The sequence below is a fragment of the Streptomyces sp. NPDC088766 genome (assembly GCF_044750845.1).
In the GTDB taxonomy this organism is placed as follows: domain Bacteria; phylum Actinomycetota; class Actinomycetes; order Streptomycetales; family Streptomycetaceae; genus Streptomyces.
This window is the reverse complement of the sequence record NZ_JBIVKQ010000014.1, coordinates 72,030-96,058: the sequence shown is the minus strand read 5'-3', so window position 1 is coordinate 96,058 and position 24,029 is coordinate 72,030. Positions and strand designations below refer to the sequence as shown.

The 24,029-nt window shown below is 74.0% G+C and carries 19 protein-coding genes and 1 riboswitch; of the genes, 10 read left to right on the top strand and 9 right to left on the bottom strand.

From position 1 onward, the window contains the following. Window positions 1-14: 14 nt before the first annotated feature. Window positions 15-953 (bottom strand): M56 family metallopeptidase, encoded by a 939-nt coding sequence (locus tag ACIP5W_RS20705; RefSeq protein WP_401475578.1) that lies wholly within the window; start codon window positions 951-953, stop codon window positions 15-17. A 136-nt stretch (window positions 954-1,089) separates the two neighbouring features. Next, window positions 1,090-2,391, bottom strand: coding sequence for a fumarylacetoacetase (fahA, locus tag ACIP5W_RS20700; RefSeq protein ID WP_401475575.1), 1,302 nt, complete (start codon window positions 2,389-2,391; stop codon window positions 1,090-1,092). Between the two features lie 358 nt (window positions 2,392-2,749). On the opposite strand from fahA, the gene ACIP5W_RS20695 reads away from it, so the two are divergent. The 5 genes from ACIP5W_RS20695 (at window position 2,750) to ACIP5W_RS20675 (ending at window position 10,473) form a co-directional block, all read left to right on the top strand. After that, window positions 2,750-4,129: a DegT/DnrJ/EryC1/StrS family aminotransferase gene (locus tag ACIP5W_RS20695; RefSeq protein ID WP_401475276.1), complete on the top strand. Its 1,380-nt coding sequence runs from the start codon at window positions 2,750-2,752 to the stop codon at window positions 4,127-4,129. A gap of 76 nt (window positions 4,130-4,205) precedes the next feature. Beyond that, window positions 4,206-6,803, top strand: a complete 2,598-nt coding sequence (locus ACIP5W_RS20690) for a lipopolysaccharide biosynthesis protein (protein ID WP_401475572.1) — start codon at window positions 4,206-4,208, stop codon at window positions 6,801-6,803. A gap of 123 nt (window positions 6,804-6,926) precedes the next feature. Then, on the top strand, window positions 6,927-8,699 hold the full coding sequence (locus ACIP5W_RS20685) for a glycosyltransferase (RefSeq protein ID WP_401475273.1): 1,773 nt from the start codon (window positions 6,927-6,929) through the stop codon (window positions 8,697-8,699). Further along, on the top strand, window positions 8,696-9,121 hold the full coding sequence (locus tag ACIP5W_RS20680) for a hypothetical protein (protein WP_401475270.1): 426 nt from the start codon (window positions 8,696-8,698) through the stop codon (window positions 9,119-9,121). Before ACIP5W_RS20685 ends, ACIP5W_RS20680 begins: the two co-directional genes overlap by 4 nt. Continuing rightward, window positions 9,118-10,473 (top strand): glycosyl hydrolase, encoded by a 1,356-nt coding sequence (locus ACIP5W_RS20675; protein WP_401475267.1) that lies wholly within the window; start codon window positions 9,118-9,120, stop codon window positions 10,471-10,473. The genes ACIP5W_RS20680 and ACIP5W_RS20675 overlap by 4 nt, the downstream gene beginning before the upstream one ends. A gap of 28 nt (window positions 10,474-10,501) precedes the next feature. On the opposite strand, the gene ACIP5W_RS20670 is transcribed toward ACIP5W_RS20675, so the two are convergent. The 3 genes from ACIP5W_RS20670 to ACIP5W_RS20660 form a co-directional block, all read right to left on the bottom strand. Continuing rightward, window positions 10,502-11,257 (bottom strand): polysaccharide deacetylase family protein, encoded by a 756-nt coding sequence (locus ACIP5W_RS20670; RefSeq protein WP_401475264.1) that lies wholly within the window; start codon window positions 11,255-11,257, stop codon window positions 10,502-10,504. 47 nt (window positions 11,258-11,304) lie between these two features. Then, a complete protein-coding gene (locus tag ACIP5W_RS20665; protein WP_401475261.1) occupies window positions 11,305-12,732 on the bottom strand; it encodes a glycosyltransferase in 1,428 nt (475 codons plus the stop codon). 89 nt (window positions 12,733-12,821) lie between these two features. Continuing rightward, window positions 12,822-13,895 carry a GNAT family N-acetyltransferase gene (locus tag ACIP5W_RS20660; protein WP_401475569.1) on the bottom strand — a complete coding sequence of 358 codons (1,074 nt, stop codon included), beginning with the start codon at window positions 13,893-13,895 and terminating at the stop codon, window positions 12,822-12,824. Between the two features lie 353 nt (window positions 13,896-14,248). On the opposite strand from ACIP5W_RS20660, the gene ACIP5W_RS20655 reads away from it, so the two are divergent. Beyond that, window positions 14,249-15,073 carry an HAD family hydrolase gene (locus tag ACIP5W_RS20655; RefSeq protein WP_401475258.1) on the top strand — a complete coding sequence of 275 codons (825 nt, stop codon included), beginning with the start codon at window positions 14,249-14,251 and terminating at the stop codon, window positions 15,071-15,073. Window positions 15,074-15,140: 67 nt separating this feature from the next. Here ACIP5W_RS20655 and ACIP5W_RS20650 read toward each other — a convergent pair whose 3' ends face one another. Then, window positions 15,141-15,623 carry a transglycosylase SLT domain-containing protein gene (locus tag ACIP5W_RS20650; RefSeq protein ID WP_401475255.1) on the bottom strand — a complete coding sequence of 161 codons (483 nt, stop codon included), beginning with the start codon at window positions 15,621-15,623 and terminating at the stop codon, window positions 15,141-15,143. Between the two features lie 5 nt (window positions 15,624-15,628). Continuing rightward, a riboswitch (cyclic di-AMP (ydaO/yuaA leader) is annotated at window positions 15,629-15,809 on the bottom strand. Between the two features lie 985 nt (window positions 15,810-16,794). Between ACIP5W_RS20650 and ACIP5W_RS20645 the strand changes: the two genes are divergently transcribed. From ACIP5W_RS20645 to ACIP5W_RS20630, 4 genes are all read left to right on the top strand, one after another. After that, window positions 16,795-17,805, top strand: a complete 1,011-nt coding sequence (locus tag ACIP5W_RS20645; protein ID WP_401475252.1) for a polyprenyl synthetase family protein — start codon at window positions 16,795-16,797, stop codon at window positions 17,803-17,805. A 375-nt stretch (window positions 17,806-18,180) separates the two neighbouring features. Continuing rightward, entirely contained in the window at window positions 18,181-19,389 is a 1,209-nt protein-coding gene (locus ACIP5W_RS20640) for an outer membrane lipoprotein carrier protein LolA (protein ID WP_401475249.1), read from the top strand. A 34-nt stretch (window positions 19,390-19,423) separates the two neighbouring features. Further along, a complete protein-coding gene (locus ACIP5W_RS20635) occupies window positions 19,424-20,497 on the top strand; it encodes an ABC transporter ATP-binding protein (RefSeq protein ID WP_401475566.1) in 1,074 nt (357 codons plus the stop codon). After that, window positions 20,484-21,428: an ABC transporter permease gene (locus ACIP5W_RS20630; RefSeq protein ID WP_401475246.1), complete on the top strand. Its 945-nt coding sequence runs from the start codon at window positions 20,484-20,486 to the stop codon at window positions 21,426-21,428. The genes ACIP5W_RS20635 and ACIP5W_RS20630 overlap by 14 nt, the downstream gene beginning before the upstream one ends. A 68-nt stretch (window positions 21,429-21,496) precedes the next feature. Here ACIP5W_RS20630 and ACIP5W_RS20625 read toward each other — a convergent pair whose 3' ends face one another. From ACIP5W_RS20625 to ACIP5W_RS20615, 3 genes are all read right to left on the bottom strand, one after another. Further along, window positions 21,497-22,084 (bottom strand): flavodoxin family protein, encoded by a 588-nt coding sequence (locus ACIP5W_RS20625; protein ID WP_401475243.1) that lies wholly within the window; start codon window positions 22,082-22,084, stop codon window positions 21,497-21,499. Between the two features lie 44 nt (window positions 22,085-22,128). Beyond that, window positions 22,129-23,226 (bottom strand): amidase family protein, encoded by a 1,098-nt coding sequence (locus ACIP5W_RS20620; protein ID WP_401475240.1) that lies wholly within the window; start codon window positions 23,224-23,226, stop codon window positions 22,129-22,131. A gap of 107 nt (window positions 23,227-23,333) precedes the next feature. Continuing rightward, window positions 23,334-23,855 carry a DUF6668 family protein gene (locus tag ACIP5W_RS20615; RefSeq protein WP_401475237.1) on the bottom strand — a complete coding sequence of 174 codons (522 nt, stop codon included), beginning with the start codon at window positions 23,853-23,855 and terminating at the stop codon, window positions 23,334-23,336. Window positions 23,856-24,029: the final 174 nt, after the last annotated feature.

The window sequence follows — 24,029 nt, the reverse complement described above, 5'->3', positions numbered from 1 at the left end:
TCCCCGGCCGGCGTTCAGCTCAGTGCGGTCAGCCCCGGGGCGAAGGTGATCAGCAGCGGGAGCAGGGGGACCAGCGCCGCCACGGTCGTCGTCAGGGCCCGGTGCCTGCGCAGCAGCCGTGGGGGCGGCTGGAGGAGACGGTCCACGCGTTCGCCCAGCAGGCGGTGGGAGGACGCGCAGGACAGGACGCCCCGGTGCTGGTTCAGCTCGATCAGCGCGAGCGCCGTCGTGAGGTGACCGCAGCGGCGGGACGCCGTGTCGTCGGCGGAGAGTTCGACCAGGCGGTGGGTCTGGTCGCAGAAGTGGGCGAACAGCGGGACGCGCGGGAATCCGGTGGCCAGCGCCGTCGACAGGTGCAGCAGCCAGTCGTGGTGGGCGCGGGCGTGACCTCGTTCATGGGCGAGGACCGCGTCGATCTGGTGCGAGGTGAGGCGCTGCAGGGCACCGGTGGTCACGATCAGCCGGGACGGGCTGCCCGGCATCCACCAGGCGTCCGGGTAGTCGTCCTCGAGCACCAGCAGGGGCCCCCGGGCGGAGGGCAGTCCCGCGGGCAGGTCGGGTGCGCGCTCCCGCAGATGGGCGCGGGCCAGGCCGCGGCGCCGGCGGACCTCGACCAGCTCGCGGGCGAGCATCGCGGTGGTCCAGGCGGCACCGCAGGCCAGCAGCAGCGTGAGAGCCGTCGCCCACACCGGGGCGGTGGAGAGGTCGTAGGCCTCTGTCACGGCCGGCGGCGCCGGGGCGAAGACCTGGGTGCGGACGGTGTGGAAGACGGCGGCCGCCCCCAGCACGAGCGCCGTCAGACAGCACAGCAGCACCGTGGCGACCAGGCACTGCCACACCCACAGCGCCACCACCGGCTCCCGCTCGGGCCACTCGGCCCGGGTCAGCGCGCGCGGGACCGGCACGGCGGCGGTCAGGGCGACGACGCTCAGCAGGAGCAGGCAGAGGGTCATTGCCATGGGCTCCGGATCCTGGTCGGGGAGAACGGGTCGGTGGCGGCGGGCGGTTCCGTGCTCCGGGACGGCGGGTGCGGCGGGCCCGGTGCGGGGACCGTTCCCGCCGTCAGTATGACGGCGGGAACGGCCGGAGTCAGCCCGTGCGGACCCGCCCGCTCACCTCGCCCAGACCGACCCGCAGCCCGTCAGGACCGGGGGCCCAGGCCGACAGCGTCACCACGTCCCCGTCCTCCAGGTACGTCCGCTTGCCGTCGGGGAGTTCCAGCGGGTCGCGGCCGTTCCAGGTCAGCTCCAGCAGGGAGCCGCGCTGGTTCTCGGCCGGGCCGCTCACCGTGCCGGAGCCGTAGAGGTCGCCGGTGCGCAGGGAGGCGCCGTTGACCGTCAGGTGGGCGAGTTGCTGGGCGGCCGTCCAGTACATGGTGGAGAAGGGGGGCTCGGAGACGACGTGGCCGTTGACGGCGACCGAGATGCGCAGGTCGTAGCCGGCGGGCTCGGTGGCGGAGTCGTCGAGGTAGGGCAGCAGGGGGTGGGTGCGCTCGGGGGGTGACAGCCGCGCCTCCTCCAGCGCCTCCAGCGGGGTGATCCACGCCGACACCGAGGTGGCGAAGGACTTCCCGAGGAAGGGGCCGAGGGGGACGTACTCCCAGGCCTGGATGTCGCGTGCGGACCAGTCGTTGAGGAGGCACAGGCCGAAGACGTGCTCGCGGAAGCCGGTCAGCGGGACCGGGTGCCCCTGCCGGGACGGCGTGCCGACCACGAAGCCGACCTCGGCCTCGATGTCGAGCCGTCGGGTCGGGCCGAAGACGGGGACCGGATCGGTGGGCGCCTTGCGCTGGCCCGACGGGCGGACGACGTCCGTGCCGGAGACCACGACCGTGCCGGCGCGGCCGTGGTAGCCGATCGGAAGGTGCTTCCAGTTCGGCAGGAGGGTGTCCGCGGCGTCCGGGCGGAAGATGGCGCCCGCGTTCCGGGCGTGGTGCTCGGAGGCGTAGAAGTCGACGTAGTCGGCCACCTCGAACGGCAGGTGCAGGGTCACCGAGGAAAGGGGGTGCAGGAAGGGGAGCAGCGTCTGCCGGTGGGAGGGTTCCGTGACCCACTCGGTCAGGGCTCGGCGCACCTGGGACCAGACCGTACGGCCCGCCGCCAGCAGCGGGTTGAGGGTCGGGCGGCCGAGCAGGGCGGCGTGCGGGGAGCCGAGGGCCCGGGCCGCCGCGCCGGCGTCGAGCACGTGGTCGCCGAGCCGGACGCCGACGGTCCGCTGCCCGGAGCCGGAGCCGGAGCCGGAGCCGGAGCCGGAGCCGGAGCCGGAGCCGGGGTCGGAGCCGGGGTCGGAGCCGGGGTCGGGGTCGGCGGCAGGGGCCGACAGGGAGAAGACGCCGTACGGGAGGTTGTGCGGGCCGAAGGGGTCGCCCTCGGGGAGGTCGAAGGGGGCCAAGGGGGGCATCGGGTGCTGCCTCACTTTCGTGCTCGCCATCTGTTCGCCAGGTCTGCACCTGCGCTCGCCACGGCCGGGTGCCGGCCGTGCGCAGGTGCTCCGCGGTGCTCTGCGGGTGCGCCGAGCCGCGGCACACGTTACGGCTGACCTCGCGGGAGGGACACCGCGGCGGCACGGGAGTGACACAGGAGGCCGGAGACCGGGCGGTCCGGCCGGAGCGCTCCGCGTCCGTCCGGACACGGGAAGTCGTCCACGGCCCGGTCCGCAATCTTGACGGAGCGGTGCGAAAGGGGAGACTCTGGGCGGGTGCCGGAAGGCCTCGGGGAGGGGGCGTTCCCACGGCACATTTGGGGGGCGGATGGCCACAGGGGAGGCCGGTCTCGCGTCGGCGCGGCATGTTCCACGGCCGAAACGGCTGGAAGAGACCATGCGCGGCAGACTCGGCCGGGAATGCGTGTACGTGCCGTCGTGCCGGTTCGGGCTGTTCGTGGCCCTGCGCCACTGGTGCCCGCCGGGCGGACGGGTGCTGATGTCGCCGGTGAACGACGACGTGATCTTCTTCGTCGTGCTCGCGGCCGGACTCAGACCCGTGCAGGCGCCGCTGAACCCGCTGGACGCGTCGATCGACGTCGACGCGGTGCCGGACGACCTGTGGGGTTCGCTGTCCGCGGTGCTGACGACGAACCTGTACGGCAATCCGGACGACGCGCCGCGGCTGCGTGCGAAGTGCGACGCATCGGGGATTCCGCTGTTCGAGGACGGGGCGCACGCCATCGGCAGTGAGGTGGGCGGCCGACCGGTCGGGGCCTGGGGCGACGCCTCCGTCTTCAGCCTGTCCAAGCACGTCGGCGCCAAGGCGGGCGGTTTCCTGTCCTGCGCCGACCCGGGCCTGCGCGAGGCCCTGGAGAAGACCTGCGAGGACCTGCTGCTGCCCGGCCGGCTCACGGCCGAACTGGCCTACACCGTCCGGCCGTACGCGGAGGCGGCGGTGCGGGGGCTGCGGCTGCGGCGGGCCGCGTGGGCCACGATGCGGCTGCTCGGGCTGACGGAGCGCGAGGAGATCCGGATGCCGTTGCGGCCCGAGGCACTTGCCGGGGCGGTCGGTGCGGCGCCGGACCTCACCGCGAGCGACTCCTGGGTCCGGGTCGACATGCACGACTACCGGTTGCGTTCCGGAGGCCTGCGCCTGGGCCGGATCGGCCGCAGACTCGACCGTCTCGACGAGGTCCTGGCAGCCTGCCGGGCCGGCACGGAGCAACTGCTGTCCACGCGGTGGGCACGGCCGGTCCCGTGCGGTGGCGCGGAGGGGGAGGCGGGCGTCCGGGCCGAGGCGTCGGGCGACTCACCCGGCGCCGGGCAGGGATCCGGACCGGCGGCCGTCGGCCGGGCCGTCCACCGGCCCGTCCACCGGCCAGTCACCCCCGTCGCCTCCGTCGGCGTCCGGCGGGACCCCCAACCCCTCTTCAGGGTTCCCCTGTTCGTCGCCGACCGGGACGCCGCGATCGCGGCTCTCGCGCGGCGGGACATCGTCGTCGGGTACCTCTACGATCCGCCTCTCGACGACTACGCGGGTGCCGACTTCACCGACCTCTCGCCGGACCCGACGGGGGCCCGGTGGTTCGCCCGGCATGCGCTGCCGGTCGATCCGCTGCGGGCACGTCAGGTCGTCGACGTACTGGAGGAGTCCGGCGCGCGGCCGGCCGAGGCGCCGGGAGGGCCGGCGCCGACCCGTGGCTGACACCCAGGCCGGAACACACGCCGCGACCTCGGCCGAGGCACGGGCCGGCGCCGGAGCCGTGGCGCCCGCCGGAGCCGTGGCGTCCGCCGGACCCGGACCCGGGACCCGGGCGTCCGCCGGACCCGGGGCGTCCGCCGGGACCGGCACCGGGACACCCGCCGGGACCGGAACCGGGGAGCGCACCGGGGCCGGTCCCGAGACGCAGGCCCCGGCCCCCTCCCCTGCGGAGGCCCCGGCCCCGCCCCCGGCGCAGGCGGGTGGCTCCGGTGGTGGGCGGGACTCCGACTCGCTGTTCCGGAACGCCTACTTCCTGATGCTCAGCACCGGTGTCTCCGCCGTGCTCGGCCTCGGCTTCTGGCTCGTGGCCGCCCGCTACTACACCGAGGAGGCCGTCGGGCAGGGCTCCGCCGCGATCGCCGCGATGCGTCTGCTGGCCAGCATCACGGCGACGACGATGATCGGCGCGGTCGTCCGCTTCGTCCCGCGCGCGGGACGGGCGACCGGTTCCCTGGTGTGGCGGGCGTACGCGGCGAGTTCGGTGGTGGTCGTCGTCGCCGCCGCCGGCTTCCTGCTCACGCTCGACACGTGGGGGACGTCGTACGCGCCGCTCGGCACGCCGGTCGCCGGGGCGGCGTTCGTCGTCGCGTGCGTGGCCTGGGCACTGCTCACCCTCCAGGACGGGGTGCTGACCGGACTGCGCAGATCCGGATGGGTCCCGGTCGGCAACGCGGTGTTCTCGACCGGCAAGCTGATCCTGCTGGTCGTCCTCGCCACCGCACTGCCGACGCTCGGGATCTTCGTGTCCTGGGCCGCCGCCATCGCCCTGTCGACGGTGCCGCTGGGCTGGCTGATCTTCCGCAGGCTCATCCCGCGCCAGGCCGCGGCCGACCGGGACCTGGAACCGCCCGGGGTCCGCGAGATGGGCCGCTTCCTTGCCGGGGACTCGCTCGGTGCGCTGTTCAGCCTGGCGATGATCAACCTGCTGCCGGTGATGGTCGCCGTCCGCTTCAGCGCGGCGGAGAACGGCTACTTCTACGTGGCGTACACCGTCGGCGGCACGATGGAGTTCATGGCCATCAACATGGCCTCCTCCCTCACCGCCCACGCCTCGCACGACCCGCGCCGGCTCGCCGACGGCGTCCGCGGGGCGCTGCGCCGGATGACACTGCTGCTGGTGCCGGTGGTGCTGGTGCTGGTGGTGTTCGCGCCGCAGATCCTGCTGCCGTTCGACGAGGACTACGCCGAACACGGCACCACCGTGCTGCGGTTGCTGGCCGCCGGTGCGCTGCCGCGGGTCGTGGTGGAGCTGTACATCGGGGTGCTGCGCGTGCAGGGCCGCACCGGCGTGCTCGCCGCGCTCCAGGGCACCATGTGCACGCTGGTGCTGGGCAGCGCGGCCGTACTGTTCACCCCGGCCGGGATCGCGGGCGCGGGCTGGGCGGTGCTGCTGAGCATGTCGCTGATCGCCGTCGTGTCGGTCGCCGGGCTGCGGGCGGCGCTCCGTGAGGGCGGCCGGGTGCCCGCCACCGTGCCGGCCGACGCCCCGCCCGCGGACCGTTCCACCCCGGCCGCCGCGACCGTCACTCGCACCGCAGCCGCGGCCGCCACCGGCACCGCGGCTGCCACCGGCACCGCGGCCGCGGCCGCGAACAGGACCGACGGCACGGTCGAGGGGGGCGGCGCGCGCGGGACCCGGCTGAACGCCACCGCCGGGTACGGCACGAGCTGGGCGCGCCGGGCGGCGTACGGGCACGGGGCCTGCGACGAGGACACCGTCGCGCTGTTCATAGGCCGCCCCGGTTACGAGCGCGAGGCCCTCCAGGCGGACACCCTCGCGGTGATCGTCCGACCGCACCGGGGCGCACCGCCGGCCGGGCCCGGCGAGGGGCCGGGCGCGCCGGCGCCCGACCCCGGGGGCGACGGCCTCCGGTCCGAGCGCGGACAGCGCCGGCTGCGCGCCGGACTGTGGGGCCTCCTCGGCGTCGCCACGGTGTCCTACGTCGTGGCGCTGCGGAACCTGCCGTGGCTCGGCGGCCGGCTCACGGGCGGTCTCGCCGAGCCGTTGAGCGGACGCGGGATGCTGGGCCTGCTGCCCGGCCCGGCGCTGTTCGCCGGGGGAGCGCTGCTCCTGCTGTTCGTCGCCGCCGTGACACTGGTGGCGCGGCGCGAGGTGTGGCTGCCGGGCACCGCACTGGGAGCCGTCGTCCTCGCGCTGTACGCCGTACCCGTGGCCCTCGGACGGGAACCACGGGCACTGGGCGGGACGTTCTCCACGCAGACGGCGGATTTCTTCGCGCGGACCCTGGGTCTTCCCGGCCCCGACCCGCTGCTGCGCTGGGTGCCGCCGGTCTGTCAGCTGCTGTGCCTCGTGCTGCTGTGGCTGCTGCTCGACCGCGCCGGCCGGCGCTTCGGCGACCGGCCGCTCGGGCGGCTGCCGTGGGCGGCGCGCTGGGGGATCGTCTATCTCGCCGCCGTGGGGGGCTGGGCGGGGAGAGAGGCGCTCGCGCCCGCCGCGCCGCCGACGCTCGGCCTGCTGTTCCTGCTCGTCCTGCTCCTGTCGCTCCGCCGCGCCGAACCGCCGTCGGAGCCCGCGCCGGATCCGCACCTGTCACCGAGGGACGACAGAGGCGGCCGAGACGCCCCGAACACACCCAGCGAGCCGTCCCGCGACTGATCAGGCTCAGAGCCGAACCGCCAGGGGGGAACCGTCGTGCGTCCGCCAACCACTCCACGGGAGAGATCCGAGCCGGAGCCCGCGACCGCTGCGGACGCGCCGGGTCCGGCGGGCGGTGAACCCGTGACCGATCTCTCCGACCTGCCACCGGGACGCCCCTGGTGGCACGCCGCGCTGCACCCCGCGTCCGTACTCCTCGTCGCGCTCACCCTGTGGGGCTGGGCGGTGGCCCGCACCGACGTCTCCGACCTCGACGACTTCGGTCTCGTCACCGCCGTGCATCCCGCCTTCTGGGCGGGACTGACACTGCTCACCGTCGGCTTCTGGGTCACGCTGCGCGGCCCGCGCCGCCACCCCCTCTGGGCACCGGCGTACGTCGTGGCCCTGCTGGTGATGGAGCGCGCCACCCAGGCGGTGCTGTACCCGACGCCCCTGTACGCCTGGGCGTGGAAGCACGACGCGGTCGTCGACCACCTGCTCACGGTGGGCCGGCTGGAGAGCGCGGACGCGATCGGCGACATGGCCGTCTACGACCAGTGGCCGGGCTTCTTCGCCGCCCAGGCCACGCTGGTGCGGCTGCTGGGCGTGGACTCCGCCGCGCACGTCATGGCGTGGTGGCCGCTGGTGTCCGGCCTGATGCTGCTGCTCCCGCTGCTGCTGCTCTACCGCACGTTCACCGAGGACCGGCGGCTGATCTGGACCGGAGTCTGGCTCTTCTGCGTCGCCAACTGGGTCGGCCAGGACTACTTCTCCCCCCAGTCCGTGGCCTTCGCCCTGCACCTCGGCGTGCTGGCCGTCGTCCTGCGCCGCTACGGCCGCCCCGGCCGGTCCGCCGGGCGGCAGCGGCAGGCCGTGTGGACGGTGCTGCTCACCCTGCTGATCGTGGCCGTCGTCATCACGCACCAGCTCACCCCGGGCATGCTGATCGTCTCGCTGGCAGCCCTCTTCCTCACCCGGGGCTACCGCGACAAGATCCCGCTGATCACGGCCGTCGTGATCTTCCTGGCCTGGTGCCTCACGGCCGCCCTGCCCTTCCTCTCCGCGACGATGCCCGACATGATCCGCTCGATCGGCGACATCGGCGGCAACGTCTCCACCGGCTACGGCGCCACCCCGACCGGCACCGGCGCGGTGACCACGTCCTGGGCGGCCCGGCTGCTGTCGGCCTCGGTGCTGCTGCTCGCGGTGGTGGGCGCGCTGCGCCGGCCGGTGCTGCGCCACCGCGCGATGCCGCTGCTGCTGATCGCGGCGGCCCCCCTGCCGATGCTCGGGGCGAGCAGCTACGGCAGCGAGATGATCTTCCGGGTGCTGATGTTCATGCTGCCCGGCGCGGCCTTCTTCGCCGCGGCGGCCCTGCTGCCGCAGGTGCGCACGCCGACGGCGATGGAGAAGTCCGGCCGGACCGAGCCCCGCCGCTACCTGTGGCTGCCGCCGCTCGCCCTCCTCGTCGGCACGCTCGCCTTCGTGCCGAGCTACTCCGGCAAGGACCGCATCAGCTACTTCCCGCCGGCCGAGGTGGACCTGGTGCGGCAGGTCGTCGACCGGGCGCCGGACGACTCCCTCGTCGTCGCGGCCGACCGCAACTACCCGCTGGCCTTCGCCGACTACTGGAGAGTGGACCACTACTGGTTCCTCGACGACGGCCGCGAGCACGTCGACGCCGTCCTGCGCGATCCGGCGGCCACGCTGGCCCGCGACATGTCCGTCGTGGAGTCACCGGGCCGGGCCTATCTGCTGTTCACCCGCGGCCAGTTCGCCGACGCCGAGATGAACGGGCTGCTCGAAAAGGGCCAGTTGGACCGCATCCGGCGGTCCGTCGACGCCTCGCCCCTGTTCGAGCGGGTGGCGGGGAACGACGCCGGGGTGGCCTACGTTCTGAAGGAGACGGGCCGATGACACCGCGGGAACTGGTCGTACGGACACTGCCACCGCTCGGCGGCTGGCTGGCGCTGTCCGCACTCGCGCTGCCCGACGGCTCCGTGCTGCGGGGCGCGGCCATGGTCGCCTTCCTGGCGGCGGGGCCGGGTGCCGCCGTGCTGAGGATCTGCGGTCCCGCGCTGGCCGTGGTGCCCGCCACGGGGCCCGTGGAGCGCCGGGACCCGGCCTTCGAGCGCCACTCCGACCTGCTCGAACGGCTGATGCTGGCCGTCTTCGTCAGCGTGGCCCTCGTGCTGCTCGCCGGGACGGTGTTCATCGCCACGCACGCCTTCAGCGCGCAGCGCGTCCTGCTGACGCTCACGCTGCTCACCACGGTCGCCGCGTTCTGCCCGCGGCTGCGCGCCGCCCCACCGAGGACTGCGAAGGGTTCTGCTCTGTGAGGTTGCTCCACCCCGGCGACGACGGCCGCCCGCCCCGTGACGACGGCTGCCCGCCCCGTGACGACGGCTGCCCGCCCCGTGACGACGGCTGCCCGCCCCGTGACGACGGCCGCCCGCCCCGTGACGACGGCCGCCCGCTCCGCGAGGGCGGCCGCCCGCCTGGCGGAGACGGCCACCCGTCCCCCGGCGACGGCCGGGCTCAGCGGCACCGGCGTCCGCGTGGCCCCGGCCCTGCTCCCCGCCCCCTCGCACCCCGCTCCGCGGGCCCCCGTCCCCAGCCCGGACCCCGACCCCGCTTCCTCACCGTCGCCGCGGTCGCCTGTGCCGTCCTGATCGTCGCCCTCCTCCTGCGGGACGGCACCGGCCTGGACGACTCCGGTTCCGGGCCGGTGCCGGGCGGGTCGCGGCCCCCCGCCCTCGGCGGCAGGTGCGCGCCGACCGCGCTGCTCGAACCGCCCTGCGGGGCCTGGTTCGGCGCGTTCGTGCCGCACAGCAAGGACGACCTCGCGGAGAAGGTCCGCGGCTACGAGCGGCGCATCGGCCGCAAGCTCGACATCGTGTACACGTACCACGACATGTCCCTGGTCCAGGGGGACCGCCTGGAAGGGCAGTTGCTCACCCCGCAGGAGCAGCGTGTCGCCGGCGAGGAACATCTGCTGCTGCTGTCCTGGGAGAGCAAGTGGTGGGGCGGCACGAAGGCGCAGCAGCCCACCTGGAAGCAGATCGCGGACGGTGACCTGGACGCCTCGGTCATCGACGTCCAGGCCGCGCGGGTCAAGGAGTTCGGGGAGAAGGTCTTCCTCTCCTTCGACCTGGAGATGGACACCCGCACACCCGCCAACGGCACCCCCGAGGACTACGTGCGCGCCCACCGCCACATCCACGACCGGTTCCGGGAGCTGGGCGTGACCAACGTGGTGTGGACGTGGATCACCACCGGCTACCTGGAGCACGCCGACCTGATCAAGCGGATGTACCCGGGCGACGACTACGTCGACTGGGTCGCCTACAACCAGTACAACTACTACCGGTGTCACAACGCGGGCTGGCTCTCCTTCGCCGAGACCCAGCGGGCCACGCACGAGTGGATCCGCGAGAACATCTCCGACGACAAACCGCTGATGCTCTCCGAGTTCGGTACGGCCGACGACCCGTCCCGGCCGGGCCGGCAGGCCCGGTGGTACGCGCAGGTGCCGGCGGTCCTGAAGGGCCTGACGGGCGTCAAGGCCGCGCTGCAGTGGAACTACCGCGACCCCGGCCCGCACTGCGACCTCGCGCTGGCCGGCGACGAGGCCTGGGCCGGCCTGCGCAAGGCGGTCTCCGACCCCTATCTCAACCAGCCGTTCGGATAGCCCGGACGAGCCGTGGACCGGGCGGTTCCTAGCCCGCGAACACGGGCCCGCGCAGCACCGCGCGGGCCCGCCGGTACCAGCGCCACCCCACCGTCCTCGGACCGTCCCGGTACGGCGCGACCCGTGCGCCCCCGCCCGCCAGCCAGCTCTCCACATCGGCGACGGTGTGGGAGCGCCGCACGATGAGCCGGGCGATGCGGTACGCCTCGTCCCGTTCCGAACTCAGCGCGTGCCGCACGGCGGTGGCCGTCTCGTACCCGGCGGCGGCCGCCATGCGCCGCACCCGCCCGCTGTTGTAGCCGTGCGGATAGGCGAGATGGCGCACCGGATGCCCGAGGGCGTCCTCCAACACGGCCCGTGAATCGCGCAGTTCGCGGGCCAGGTCACGGGACGGCAGGGTGTCGAGCTGGGCGTGCGTGACGGTGTGGCTGCCGACCTCCATGCCGGACTGCTCCAGCCCGGCGGCCTGGGCCAGCGTCATCATCGGCGCCGGCGGCAGCAGACTGCGCCCGCCGGGGCCGATCGCGCCGGTGGTGAGGTAGGCGGTGGCGGCCAGGCCCCGCGCGGTCAGCGCCTCGGCGGTCGGTCCGGGCAGGTCGGCGAACCCGTCGTCGAAGGTCAGCAGCACGGGCCGGTCGGGCAGCGGCGCCCGCCCCGCGAGGTGGTCGGCGAGCGCGCTCACCGTCACGGGCGTACGGCCGCTGTCGACGACGGCGTCGAGATGCGCCGCGAACTCCTTCGGGGTGACGGTGAACTCCGCGATCCAGACAGGCGGTTCCTCCATCACGGCGTGGTACAGGAAAACCGGGATGGCCTCGCCGCCCGCCCCCGTCACCGCGACCTCCCGGCCATCCCGGCCATCCCGGCCATCCCGGCCATCCCGGCCACCTCGGACGCCGGCACCGCGCGCAGCGCACGCCGGGCGCGGAGATAGCCGAACGGCCCGTACACCATTCCCTTCCGCTGCAACCGGGACAACCGGCGTGGCCACGGATGACCACGGCCGTCGTGCCCGCCCGGAACACCCGGAACACCCGAAGCACCAGGCACGCCCTCCGTGCCTCGGGTGTCCGTGCCTCGGGCGTCCGTGTTCCGGGCCGCCGTCAGCGTGCGGGCGTGCGCGAGGCCGCGGGGGAGCCGGGCGAGGAACGCCGGAAGCAGTGCGGGCCGGTTGACCAGGAGCGCGGTGAGGTAGGCGGTCAGCCCGGCCCCGTAGCCGTACGCTTGCGTCTCCAGGTCCTGCCAGGTCTCGCGGTGGTGGTGCCAGACCAGGGCCTGCGGGGTGTAGTGCAGGCGGTGTCCCTGGGCGAGCACGCGGACGAAGCCGTAGAGGTCGTCGCCGCCGCGCGCGAGCGTCCCCGCCCCCGTCGCGGGGTCGAAGCCGCCGACCGCACGCAGCACGCCGGTCCGGAACGCCATGTTGGCGCCGGACCCGAACCGGCCCGCCGTGAACGGGAACAGCGGCTCGTCGGCGGGCGGTTCGACGGGGTCGTACGTCCGTGGCGTGAAGCCCTTCGCGAAGCCGCCGTGGCTCTCCAGCAGTACCTGGGCGGGGGTGCACAGCCGGGCCGGCAGGATCAGCCCGGTGGCGCAGCCGAGGCCGGGGTCGGCCGCGAAGGGCGCGGTGAGTTCGGTCAGCCAGCGCGGGTCGGCCACCACGTCGTCGTCGGTGAAGGCGACCACGTCGCCGCGCGCGGCCGCGAGGCCGGTGTTGTGGGCGACGGCGAGACCGGGAACGGGCTCGGTCACGTACCGCACGCGCTCGGCGTACTTGCGTCCGACCAGGTCGCGGGCCGCGTCCGTCACCGGGGCGTTGTCGACGACGACGATCTCGAAGTCGGGGTGGTCCTGGGAGAGCATCGAGTCGAGCGCGTGGGCGAGCCGGTCGGCGCGCTCGCGGGTGGCGATGACGACGGTGGTGAACGGGACGGTGCTTCCCGTGGCGGCCGGTGCCGGTGCCGGTCCGCTGTCCGGGTGCCGCCGGGCGAGTTCGGTGAGGACCGCTCTCGGGTCGGCGCCCTCGGGCACCCGCCCGAGCAGTGCGGCGACCGGCCGACCGCCCCTGCGGACCAGGAGGAACACCTCACCGTGTGTCACGGGCGGGCTGCCCGGACCGGGTCTCAGCACACCGCCGCCGCCGTCCGGTCCCGGTCCCGGCTCCGGCTCCGGTCCTGGTTCCAGTTCCAGTTCGGCGACCTGCACCGGTTCGATGGCGAGGTACCTCTGGATCTCCCGCCGTACACGTGTCGCGTGGGACACGAATCCTCCCCCTCCACTCCCATGGCCCGTCGGAACCCGTCGGAAACTGCTGGAATTCGCCGGAACCCGTCGGATGCGTCAGGAACGCCTCAGGGCCGGCGCAGCCGCCCGACACCCCTCAGCGCCCGTGCCGTCGTCGCCGCGAGCCGCGGCCGGTTGCGCACGAAGTGGTGTGCCCGGCGCGAGGGTTCCCGGCTGAGCCAGTGGAGCACGGCGCCCGCCCCCGGACGCGTCCACGCACCTTCGTAGACCGGCAGTTCGCCCGTCTTCAGCGAGTCCTTGTACTCGGCGGCCCCCCGGCCCAGGTCGAGCAGGCCGATGCCCTCGTCGGCGGCCGCCTCGGCCATCCGCAGGTGCAGCACCAGACCGGGCGAGTACTTCGCGAACTCCGGATCGTAGGCGGGGAACCAGCAGGCCAGCACGGTCGTCGAGCGCAGCCCGAAATGCGCGGCGACCGGCTGCCCGCCGGCGTAGAGGACGGACAGGGTGCCGGAGCAGTCCGGGCCGCGCGTCTCCCGGGCGAGCAGGTGCACGAGCCGGGTGATCCACTCCTGCGCGAACCGGTCCCGGCGGCCGGTCCTGCGGTACTGCGCGGACTTCCACGCCATCAGCGTGCGCAGCGCGGCCGGGTCCCGCTCGTCGAACACGAACCGCAGGTCACCGACCTGGCGGCCGAGCCGGCGCTCCTTGGCGAGCGTCGTCTTGAGGAACTTCGGGGACTGTGCGCGCAGGACGGACTCGTAGGTTTCGTACCCCTTCTCCACGTCGATGACGTAGGAGGTGTACTCGGCCGCCGCGTGCGGGACGAACAGCTCCTGCTCCGCCTCCAGGTTGTCGAAGGCGAAGCTCGACAGGGAGCAGGCCCGCAGGAGTTCGTCCGCGTCCAGTCCGAGCCCCGGGCCGAGTACGGCTCCCTGGGAGTCCGAGACACCGTGGGCGAGGGCCTGGCCCCGGCCGAACCGGCCCCGCTCGTGGGGCAGGAAGCCGGCCGGCTCGCGCCCCTCGTACACCACCGCCACGCGCGTGCGGGGCCGTACGCGGCCCACGGCCTCGGTGAACTCCGGTTCCATGAACGGGTTGCGCGGAGCCGTCGACGCGGCGCGCAGCGCGCGCCACCGCTCCCGTTCCCCCTCGCCGAGATCCTCCGGATTCAGCACACGAATACGTCCGCCGCTCAACCTGACCCCCCGATCAAGTCCCCCCTGGACTGTCTGGACGGTACCGCTCCAGGTACCGGGGCGGTAGGTAGCGGACCATGTTGTTGCCAACCGGTGCATAGGCCTTCAACGTCCCTGTACCCGGCGTTGCGGCGGAAAGCCGTTTCCCGCATGAACGGTGCCGAACGGGACGGGGCGGCGCCGGACCCCGGACGGAGCGGGCCTGGACGCCGGACGGAGCGGGCCGGAGCGGGATGGCCCGGGGGTCGGACGCGGGAAGCCCCGGGGCCCGGACGGCAAGGGAGCGGGCGCCGGACCGGAAGTGAGTCGGAGCCCCCTGCGGTCCGTATTCTCTGATCATGGCCGCACCCACCGCACCCGCCGCGCGCTGCGCGTACTCCCTCGTCGCCACCGACCTGGACGGAACGCTCCTGCGCGGCGACGACACCTTCTCCGACCGGTCGCTCGACGCGCTCGCGAGGGTGGCGGCCGCAGGCGCCCGCCACCTCGTGGTGACCGGCCGGCCGGCCCCCCGCGTACGGCCGCTGCTGGACGTCCTGCGCGGACGGGGGCTCGCGGTGTGCGGACAGGGCGCGCAGTTGTACGACGCCGGAGCGGACCGTCTGCTGTGGTCGGTCGCCCTGGACCGGGAGCTGGCCGAGACGGCGCTCGGCAAGATCGAGGCCGAGGTGGGCGAGGTGTACGCGGCGGTCGACCAGGACGGCGTCGACGGGCTCACGCTCATCGAACCGGGCTATCTGATGCCGCACCCGACGCTGCCGGCCCTGCGCGTCGGAGCGCGCGACGACCTGTGGTGCGAGCCGATCAGCAAGGTTCTGCTGCGCCATCCCACCCTGTCCGACGACGAGTTGGCGGCGACGGCCCGTTCGGTGGTCGGCTCGCTGGCCACCGTCACGATGTCCGGGCCGGGCACGGTGGAGCTCCAGCCGTGCGGCGTCACCAAGGCGACCGGACTGGCCCTGGCGGCCGAGCACCTCGGGCTGCGGCCGCAGGACACGATCGCCTTCGGCGACATGCCCAACGACCTCCCGATGTTCGACTGGGCGGCGCACGGCGTGGCGATGGCCAACGCCCATCCGGAACTCAAGGCGGTGGCCGACGAGGTGACGACGTCGAACGAGGACGACGGCGTGGCCGTCGTCCTCGAAAGACTGTTTCCCTAGTCCGGCGGGGCCCTGTCACCGGGGCCTTCGTTTCCCTCCCCCCCCGGTGGGCCGGCGGGAGCGGCCGTCAGTAGGCGCCGAAGACGTTGTCGATCGAGCCGTACCGGTGGGCCGCGTAGTTGCAGGCGGCGGTGATGTTGGCGACCGGGTCGTACGGGTCGAAGGCGGTGCCGTCCACGTGGTACGCGGCGAAGGTCGGGTCGATGACCTGGAGCAGGCCCTTGGACGGGATGCCCGCGGCCGCGTTGGAGTCCCACAGGTTGATGGCGTTCGGGTTGCCGGAGGACTCGCGCATGACGTTGCGGTAGATGCCGTCATAGGTGCCCGGAATGCCCTTTTCGGCCATGATCGCGAGGGACTCGCGGATCCAGCCGTCGAGGTTGTTGGTGTACCCGGCCGTGGTGGTGGCGGCCGTGGTGGCCGACGTCGTGGTGGCCGCGGAGGCGCTGGTCGAGCCGATGAGCGGGAGGGCCAGCGCGGCGGCGCCGGTGGCGGCGACGGCGAGGGTGCGGGCGAGGCGGGTGCGGCGGTGCTGAACGGCGGCAGGCATGGCGAAAGGTTCCTCTCCGGCGCCTGCGAGGTGAGCTGTCGGGTTCGGACTGGAAAGTGCCCGGCCGGCCGCCGCAGGGGTGCGGCGACGCGACTTCACCCCGAGCCGGCCCGGCACGTGCGTGACGTACGGTCCGGCGACTTACCTGGGTCCCCCGCTCCTGCCGTGCGTGAGTGTCGGTCGATGGGTGCCGGGCGGCGGCAGGATTAGGCGTCTGCCCGACAGGCCGGGAACGTATGCGAGAGCGCATGTCCGGAACAAGTGCCGGATTCACAGATGACACCTATTGACCTTGATCAGTGGCTTATGCCTGCTTGATCCTTTGCGTTCGCCGGGCGTCAACTCACCGACGGGCAAAGCGGAATCACAACTTCCGCAATGGGTCGGCCGTATGTGCGCGCAGTGAGCCAACTCACCAGCGTCCACAAGAGGGGTAAAACGGTCATTGAGCGCCAAGTCCCTTTTAAAGGGGCGTGCGTGGGGTGAGCCTTCGCCGGATCTCGTGGAACGCCGCCTTGCCGCTGCCGCCGTGTGCGGGCGCGTGCCGGAGCCGGGCAGGTCCTCGCGGTCGCCGTCGCCGTGCGCGTCCACGTGTACGGCGGTGTACGCGTACGGCGGTGTGGCCGTGGCTCGCGCGCCGGGGCGGCGCTGCCGGTCGCGTGCCGCGGTGCGGTCGCGGAGCCGGACCGGGGTGTGCTCCAGGAGCGGCCGGCGCGGGCTCGTCCGTCGGTGGGCGCCACGCGCGGGCGTACGGGAGGGTTCCGTCGGGCAGACGGATGCGGAGGTCCTCGTGGCGGTCTCATGGCGGGAGGGCGAGCGGATGCGCAGCTGCGTGGCCCCGTGGGGCCGGCGGGGAGGATGTGTCCGACGGCTGCGGCCGGGAGGGCCCGGGAGGGTCCGGGAGGGTGACGGGGGCGGCCGGGCGGGACCGCCGGTCCGTTCCGCCGCCCGCCCAGGCCGCCCGTACCGGCTGATCGGCGACACACCGGGCATGATCCGGCGCCCTCCGGCCGCTCGGGGCGCGCCTCCCGGTCGGGCGAAGTTCGAGACGGGGGGACGTGGGGCCTGTCGGTGATCGAAACGTGACCGGATACGCTGACTTGAGTGAGGGCAGCGACCTATCGACAAACCGCGTAATCGCCAGAAGACACCAGCAGACAGGAGACCCCTCGTGACCGTCGTCGGGCCGTTCGGGCTGAGCGTGCGGGACCAGGCTCTGGAAGCCGATGTCCAGGCAGGATTGACGGCTGTCGAGGAAGGCTTGCTCGAGGCCACCAAGAGCGAGGTCCCGTTCATCACGGAAGCCGCGCAGCACCTCGTCCGGGCGGGCGGGAAGCGGTTCAGGCCGCTGCTCGTGATGCTCGCCGCACAGTTCGGCGACCCGTACGCGCCCGGTATCGTGCCCTCCGCCGTGGTGGTGGAGCTGACCCACCTGGCCACGCTGTACCACGACGACGTGATGGACGAGGCCGAGGTGCGGCGCGGTGTCCCCAGCGCGAACACCCGCTGGGGGAACTCGGTCGCCGTCCTCACCGGCGACTTCCTGTTCGCCCGTGCCTCGCACATCCTCGCCGACCTCGGGCCCGAGGCGGTGCGGGTGCAGGCGGAGGCGTTCGAGCGGCTCGTCACCGGACAGATCCTGGAGACGGCCGGGCCGACCGACGGCCGGGACCCCGTCGACCACTACCTCGACGTGCTCGGCGGCAAGACCGGGTCGCTGGTCGCGGTGGCGTGCCGGTTCGGCGCGATGATGGCCGGCGCCGACGAGACGGTCGTGCACGTGCTCACCCAGTACGGCGAGCGGCTGGGCGTCGCCTTCCAGCTCGCCGACGACGTGCTCGACATCGCGTCGGACTCGCACGAGTCGGGCAAGACGCCGGGGACGGACCTGCGGGAGGGCATCCCCACGCTGCCGGTGCTGCGGCTGCGCGAGCGGGCCGCCCGGCTGGCCCTGCCCGAGGACATCGGGCTGTGCGAGCTGCTCGACTCCGACCTGAGCGACGACGCCCGGCTCGCCGAGGCGCTCACCGCGCTGCGCGGCCACCCCGCGCTGGAGCAGGCCCGGCGGGACACCGTGCGGTACGCCGAGGAGGCCCGGGCGGCGCTGGTGCCGTTGCGGGAGTGCGACGCGAAGGTGGCGCTGATGGAGCTGTGCGACGCGGTGGTCCACCGGGCGGGATGAGACGCGGTGGTCCACCGGGAGGGTGACGCGTACGGGGCCGGCCCCGCCCACCCCACCCCGGTCTCCGCCCCGCCCGTCCCTGTCCCCGCCCCGTCCCTGTCCCCGCCCCGTCCCGGTCGCCGTCCCACCCCGGTCTCCGCCCCGCCTCACCGGGGCTCCACCCCTCACCCCACCCTGACACCCCGGCCCCCGCGTCATACCCCAGGCGTACGTCGACTTGGGTCCTCGGGCTGACGTAAGCGAGTGGCTGATTTGGTCAGATGGGAGCTACGGAAATCACCACTCCTCACCGATTCGGGTGAGAATGGCGGCTCGGGTGGGGGACGCTGACCCGCGCGACGACCGGCCGCCGCCGACGACGGAGGTAAGGCACACATGGCACCGTACGCATCCGACGACAGCACGCACGCCGGGGAGGCCGACGATCTGCGGGTCGGACGGCGCAGGGCGGTGCGGTACATCGTTCCGGTCACCGTGGTGGGTGTCGCGGCGGCGACGATCGGGCTGGTCCCGGCGCTCGCCGACTCGGGGGACCCCGACCTGCCGAAGATCACCGCACAGCAGCTCATCGAGAAGATCGCCGCGTCGGACGTACAGCAGCTGTCCGGCACGGTGAAGATCACCACCGACCTCGGCCTGCCCGACCTGGGCGGCCTGGAGAGCGGGCTGCTCTCCGGAGCCACCGGGGGCGACGACGGCGGGTCCTCCGCCGACCCCTCCACCAGGCTCACCGAACTCGCCTCCGGCACGCACACCCTGCGCGTCGCCGCCGACGGCCCGGACCGGCAGAAGCTGTCGCTCCTGGAGAGCGCAGCCGAGTACAGCCTCATCCACAACGGCAAGGACGTGTGGGGGTACGACAGCGCCTCCAACGAGGTCCACCACTCCACCACCGAGCAGGGCGCGGCGGCCGAGCCCGTCCCGGCCACGCCCAAGGACCTCACCGACGAGGCCCTGAAGGCCGTCGACGACACCACGTCCGTGACCGTGGACGGCACCGTCCAGGTGGCCGGCCGCGACGCCTACAAGCTGCTGATCGAGCCGAAGCAGTCCGGTTCGACCGTCGGCGCGATCAGTGTGGCCGTGGACGCGAGGACGGGACTGCCGCTCAAGTTCACGCTGACCCCGGCGAGCGGTGGAGCCGCCGTCGTCGACGCGGGCTTCACGCAGGTCAGCTTCGCCAAGCCGAGTGCCGCCACCTTCGACTTCACCCCGCCCAAGGGGGCCAAGGTGACCGAGGGGGACAGCGCGGACGCCGCGAGCGAGGTACCCATGCCGCCCAAGGGCGCGGAAGAGGGCTTCGCCAAGGACCTGGCCGGGCTCGACGTCCTGGGCGAGGGCTGGACCTCCGTCGCCACCTTCGACACCGGCGGCGAGGGCGTCCCCTCCGCCGGTGACCTTCCCGACGCGGGCGGTCTCGGCGGGTTCCTGGACTCCTTCGGCGACAAGGTCGACGGCAAGTTCGGCTCGGGCACCGTCTTCTCCACCCGCCTGGTCAACGCCCTGGTCACGGACGACGGCAAGCTCTACGTCGGCGCCGTCACCAAGGACGCCCTCGTGAAGGCGGCGGACGCGGGGCAGTAAGTACCCTGACGTGAACCGACGATCGGGGGAGCCGATGGACGACGAGTCGGCGGCGCGCGCGCTGCCCCGCACGCCCGCTCCGGGCGGTGTTCCGGGCGGTGTCGGTGCTGCCGGCGCGTACGGCATCACCGAAAGCGACGGCGACGGCATCACCGACGGCGACGGCATCGCCGACAGTGACGCCGTCATCCGCACGCGCGCCCTCACCAAGCGCTACCGCGGTGGACAGCTCGCCGTCGACGGCCTCGACCTGGCCGTCCCGGCGGGCAGCGTCTTCGGCTTCCTCGGTCCGAACGGCTCCGGCAAGACCACCACCATCCGCATGCTGATGGGCCTGATCGCGCCCACCTCCGGCACGGCACGCGTGCTGGGGCACCCCATGCCCCGCGCGTCCCGCGCCGTGCTGCCGCACGTCGGCGCCCTCATCGAGGGTCCCGCCCTCTACGGCTTCCTCTCCGGCCGCGACAACCTCCTGCGCTACGACGCCGCCGATCCGACCGCCGACCCCCGCACCCGGCGCGTCCGCGTGGCCGGGGCACTGGACCGGGTGGGTCTGACGACCGCCGCCGGCAAGAAGGCGAAGGCGTACTCGCTCGGCATGAAGCAGCGGCTGGGCCTGGCCGCCGCCCTTCTCCAGCCCCGCCGGCTGCTGGTCCTGGACGAGCCGACCAACGGTCTCGACCCGCAGGGCATGCGCGAGATCCGGGTCCTGGTGCGGGAGCTGGCGGCGGACGGCACCACCGTCTTCCTCTCCTCCCACCTCCTCGACGAGATCGAGCAGGTCTGCACGCACGCGGCCGTCATGGCACGTGGGCGGCTCCTCACCCAGGGGCCGGTGTCGGCGCTGGCGGCCCGGGCGCGCGGCCGGCTCGCCGTGACCACCCCGGACACGGCGGACGCGGCCCGGGTGCTGAAGGAACAGGGCGTGGCGGACGTCGTCGTCACCGAGGACCGGGTGACGGGCGAGCCCGCCGACCGCGAACTCGCCGATCTGAACGCGGCGCTGGTGACGGCAGGCGTCCGGGTGCGCGGCTTCGGCGTGGAACGGGCCTCTCTGGAGGACGCGTTCGTCGCACTCACGGGGGAGGGTTTCGATGTCGCGGGCTGAGCGGGCTGAGCGGGCCGCGCATGCCGAAGCGGAGGCCGTACCGCAAGCCGTACCGCAGGACGGGGACGGCGTCCGGCGGGTGAACCCGTTGTGGAGCCTCGGACTCTTCCGCAGCGAACTGGCCGTCACCCTGCGCCGCTGGCGCACCCTCGCCCTGCTCGGTGTGCTGGCCGCCGTACCGGTGCTCGTCGGGATCGCCGTGAAGATCGAGACCGGTGACGGATCGACCGGCGGTCAGCGGGGCGGCGGCGGTGGTGAGGGACCGGCCTTCATGGCGCAGATCACCAACAACGGCCTGTTCCTGGTGTTCACGGCGCTGGCCGCGACGCTCCCGTTCTTCCTGCCCATGGCCGTCGGCGTCGTCGCGGGGGACGCGGTCGCCGGCGAGGCGAACTCCGGCACCCTGCGCTACCTCCTGGTCGCCCCCGCCGGCCGTACCCGCCTGCTGCTCGCCAAGTACGCGGCCACGATCACCTTCTGCCTGCTGGCCACCCTGGTCGTCGCGGTGTCGGCGCTGGCGGTCGGTGCGCTGCTGTTCCCGCTCGGCGACCTCACGACCATCTCCGGCACCCGCATCTCCTTCGCCGACGGCCTGGGGCGGGCCCTGCTGATCGCCCTGGCCGTCACCGCCTCGCTGCTCGGCGTGGCCGCGCTCGGAGTGTTCGTCTCCACACTCACCGACAGCGGCATCGCGGCCATGGCGACGACCGTGGGCCTGCTCATCACCGTGCAGATCCTCGACCAGATCCCGCAGCTGCACGCGATCCAGCCGTACCTCTTCTCCCACTACTGGCTGTCCTTCGCCGACCTCGTGCGCGACCCGGTCTACTGGGAGGAACTCCGCAAGAACCTCGGTCTCCAGGCGGTGTACGTCGCCGTGTTCGGGTCGGCGGCCTGGGCGCGGTTCACGGCGAAGGGCGTGACGGCGTGACGGCGTGACGGCGTGACGGCGTGACGGCCGCGCCCGCCGACCGCCCCGAGGCGGACGGGCGCGGGCCGTCAGTCGGTCTCGAACGTGTGGCGGGCGAGCGGCGCGGGCCGCTCGAAGAAGGTCTTCGCGCGGGTCAGTGCCTGCGTGTCGGTCATCACGTCGCCCGGCTTGCTGCCGTTCCCCAGCAGCACCCCGCCGAACCGCATCCGCAGGTACGCGGCCGAGTTCCGCAGCGCACCGACCAGCGGATCCGCCACCGCCTGCTCCTCCTCGGCGAGCACCGTGACGCCCCACAGGGTGCGCCCGGCGAGGGTCGCCCCGAAATCGATGCCGGGGGTGCGCAGCCAGCCGGACCAGTGGTCCAGGTAGCGCTTGGCCTGGCCGGACAGCGTGTACCAGTACAGCGGCGACGCGATCACGATGTCCGTCGCCGCGAGCGTGGCGTCGAGCAGCAGGGCCTCGTCGCCGTCGGTGGGACGGACGTGGTCGGTGTCGTGGCGCCGGTCCTCGAAGTCGGGCAGCGGATGCTCGGCGAGGCTGATCCACTCCTGCTGCACGTCGGCGGCCAGTTGCTCGGCGGCCGCGCGGGCCAGTCGCTCCGTGTTGCCGTCGGGACGGCTGCTGCCCAGTACGAACAGGAATCGGCGGGTGCTCATGGATCCCCCAAACGGTCGGCGTGCGGTCGATATGCGCATCTGCATTATATGTACGTGCAATAATTGATGCCAGGGGGTGCCCGGAACCCCGTGAGCGCCTCCGCGTCCGCCGCCAGGGCCAGCAGCACGCTCTCCCGCCCGTGCGCCGCCACCGCCTGGAGCCCCACCGGGCAGCCGTCCGCGCCGACCCCCGCCGGAATGCTGATCGCCGGATGCCCGCTCAGGTTGAACGCCCACGTCAGCGCCGTCGAGTAACGATCGCCGGGGCCGTCGTGGCCGTGCGCCGGATCAGGGGTCGTAGGGGTCAGCAACAGGTCCGCCCGGTCGAAGAGGGCGGCCAGCCGACGGTCGTTGACGCCCCGCGGCCCCCGGACCGCCGAGGTGGCACCCGGCCCGCGCAACGCGAGCCAGGCGGGTGCGGGATCCTCCAGCCGCACCGGCACCCCGGACGGCAGCAGCCGTACGACGCCGGCGTCGGCGAGGCGGTCCACGGCGGCCCGGGCGAGGGCCAGGGGCTCCGGGCGGGGGTCGGCGAACCCGAGACCGGGGGAGAAGACGGCGGTGGGCGGCCCGAGTCGTCGCCCCGGCCCCGCTCCGGACAGCACCGCCCAGTACGCCGCCGCGTCCGCCGCGTGCCGGGCCAGGACGCCCGGTGCCGCCAGCCCCGTACGGTCGGGGGACGGGAAGCGGCCGTTCGTGACCTTCAGCCCGAGGACGCCGCACCAGGCGGCCGGGATGCGCACCGAGCCCGCGCCGTCGCTGCCGGTCGCCAGCGGCACCAGGCCGGCCGCGACCGCCGCCGCCGAACCGGCCGAGGAGCCGCCCGGTGTGCGGTCGGCCCGCCAGGGGTTGACGGTACGGCCGTGGGCGCCGAGACCCCAGGTCCGCCAGGGGGTTCCGGGCCCGGGCACGGCCGTCGCACCCACCGGTACGCAGCCGGCGGCCACCAGCGGCCCCGCCGTCCGCAGCCCGTGCCGCCCCTTGACCCCGATCGGCACCCCCGCGAGCGGCAGCCGCTCACCGGCGGCGACCCGCGCGTCCACCTCGGCCGCCCGCTCAGCCGCCGCGTCCTCCCACACCTCGGCGAACGCCCCCAGCGCACGGTCCGCCCGCTCGATCCGCTCCAGAGCCCCGCGCACCACGTCGACGGCCCGTAGCCGCCCCTCCCGTACGGCGGCCGCGAGCCCGACGGCCGAGGAGGCGGGCGGTGACGCGGGCGGGGGCTCCCGCGACCCGGACGGAGCCGCGCTCAGCGCGTCCGCCGGGCGGCCGTGTCCGTGAGGCGGACCAGGGTTTCCGTCCCGCGGGGCGGCGGGCCCGACAGGTCACCCAGGCGCCACTCCTGGACCCACGGCACCCGGTACACGTCGACGACCGACTCGATCAGCCGTACCCGCTGCGCCAGCGGGCGCGGCAGCCGGCCGGGCGCGTCCGCGACCAGCACGACCGCGTCCAGATCGAGGCCCGCCGGGGCCTGCCCGCGCCGGAAGACCTCCAGGACCCGCAGCACCGACTCCAGTCCGGCCGCGTGGGTCCGGGCCACGAGCAGCACGGACGGCGGGTCGTGCGGACCGGGCCAGTCACGTCCGCAGTCGTGGCCACCGTAGACCGCGGCGAGCGTGGAGGCGCCGGCCCCGCCGTGCGTGCCGAGCCAGGAGAAGCGACGGGGCCCGGCCGCCGCGCCGTACGGCCACGGCGGCGGCTCCGGCGCGGGCACCGGACCGCGGATCCAGATCTCCGGTCCCGGCCGCCGCCCGTCCGTCGTCCGCATGCCCGCACCCCTCGTCGTCGCCACCGCCCGCCGCGCGGCCGGACCACCGCCGGATCCCCGCGGCCGCGGGTCCTTGGAACGAGGCTGTGACGCCGCGGTGACGTGCGGACGGGCGTGGCCGGAGAGACTCAACAGTACGTGTACGCCTGGGTGCACGGGTGACGAGCGCAACGT

Coding starts and splice junctions, on each gene's coding strand:
- ACIP5W_RS20705 (WP_401475578.1), bottom strand. CDS start 953: ATGACCCTCTGCCTGCTCCTGCTGAGCGTCGTCGCCCTGACCGCCGCC.
- ACIP5W_RS20695 (WP_401475276.1), top strand. CDS start 2,750: ATGGCCACAGGGGAGGCCGGTCTCGCGTCGGCGCGGCATGTTCCACGG.
- ACIP5W_RS20680 (WP_401475270.1), top strand. CDS start 8,696: ATGACACCGCGGGAACTGGTCGTACGGACACTGCCACCGCTCGGCGGC.
- ACIP5W_RS20670 (WP_401475264.1), bottom strand. CDS start 11,257: ATGGAGGAACCGCCTGTCTGGATCGCGGAGTTCACCGTCACCCCGAAG.
- ACIP5W_RS20655 (WP_401475258.1), top strand. CDS start 14,249: ATGGCCGCACCCACCGCACCCGCCGCGCGCTGCGCGTACTCCCTCGTC.
- ACIP5W_RS20650 (WP_401475255.1), bottom strand. CDS start 15,623: ATGCCTGCCGCCGTTCAGCACCGCCGCACCCGCCTCGCCCGCACCCTC.
- ACIP5W_RS20640 (WP_401475249.1), top strand. CDS start 18,181: ATGGCACCGTACGCATCCGACGACAGCACGCACGCCGGGGAGGCCGAC.
- ACIP5W_RS20635 (WP_401475566.1), top strand. CDS start 19,424: ATGGACGACGAGTCGGCGGCGCGCGCGCTGCCCCGCACGCCCGCTCCG.
- ACIP5W_RS20630 (WP_401475246.1), top strand. CDS start 20,484: ATGTCGCGGGCTGAGCGGGCTGAGCGGGCCGCGCATGCCGAAGCGGAG.
- ACIP5W_RS20625 (WP_401475243.1), bottom strand. CDS start 22,084: ATGAGCACCCGCCGATTCCTGTTCGTACTGGGCAGCAGCCGTCCCGAC.
- ACIP5W_RS20615 (WP_401475237.1), bottom strand. CDS start 23,855: ATGCGGACGACGGACGGGCGGCGGCCGGGACCGGAGATCTGGATCCGC.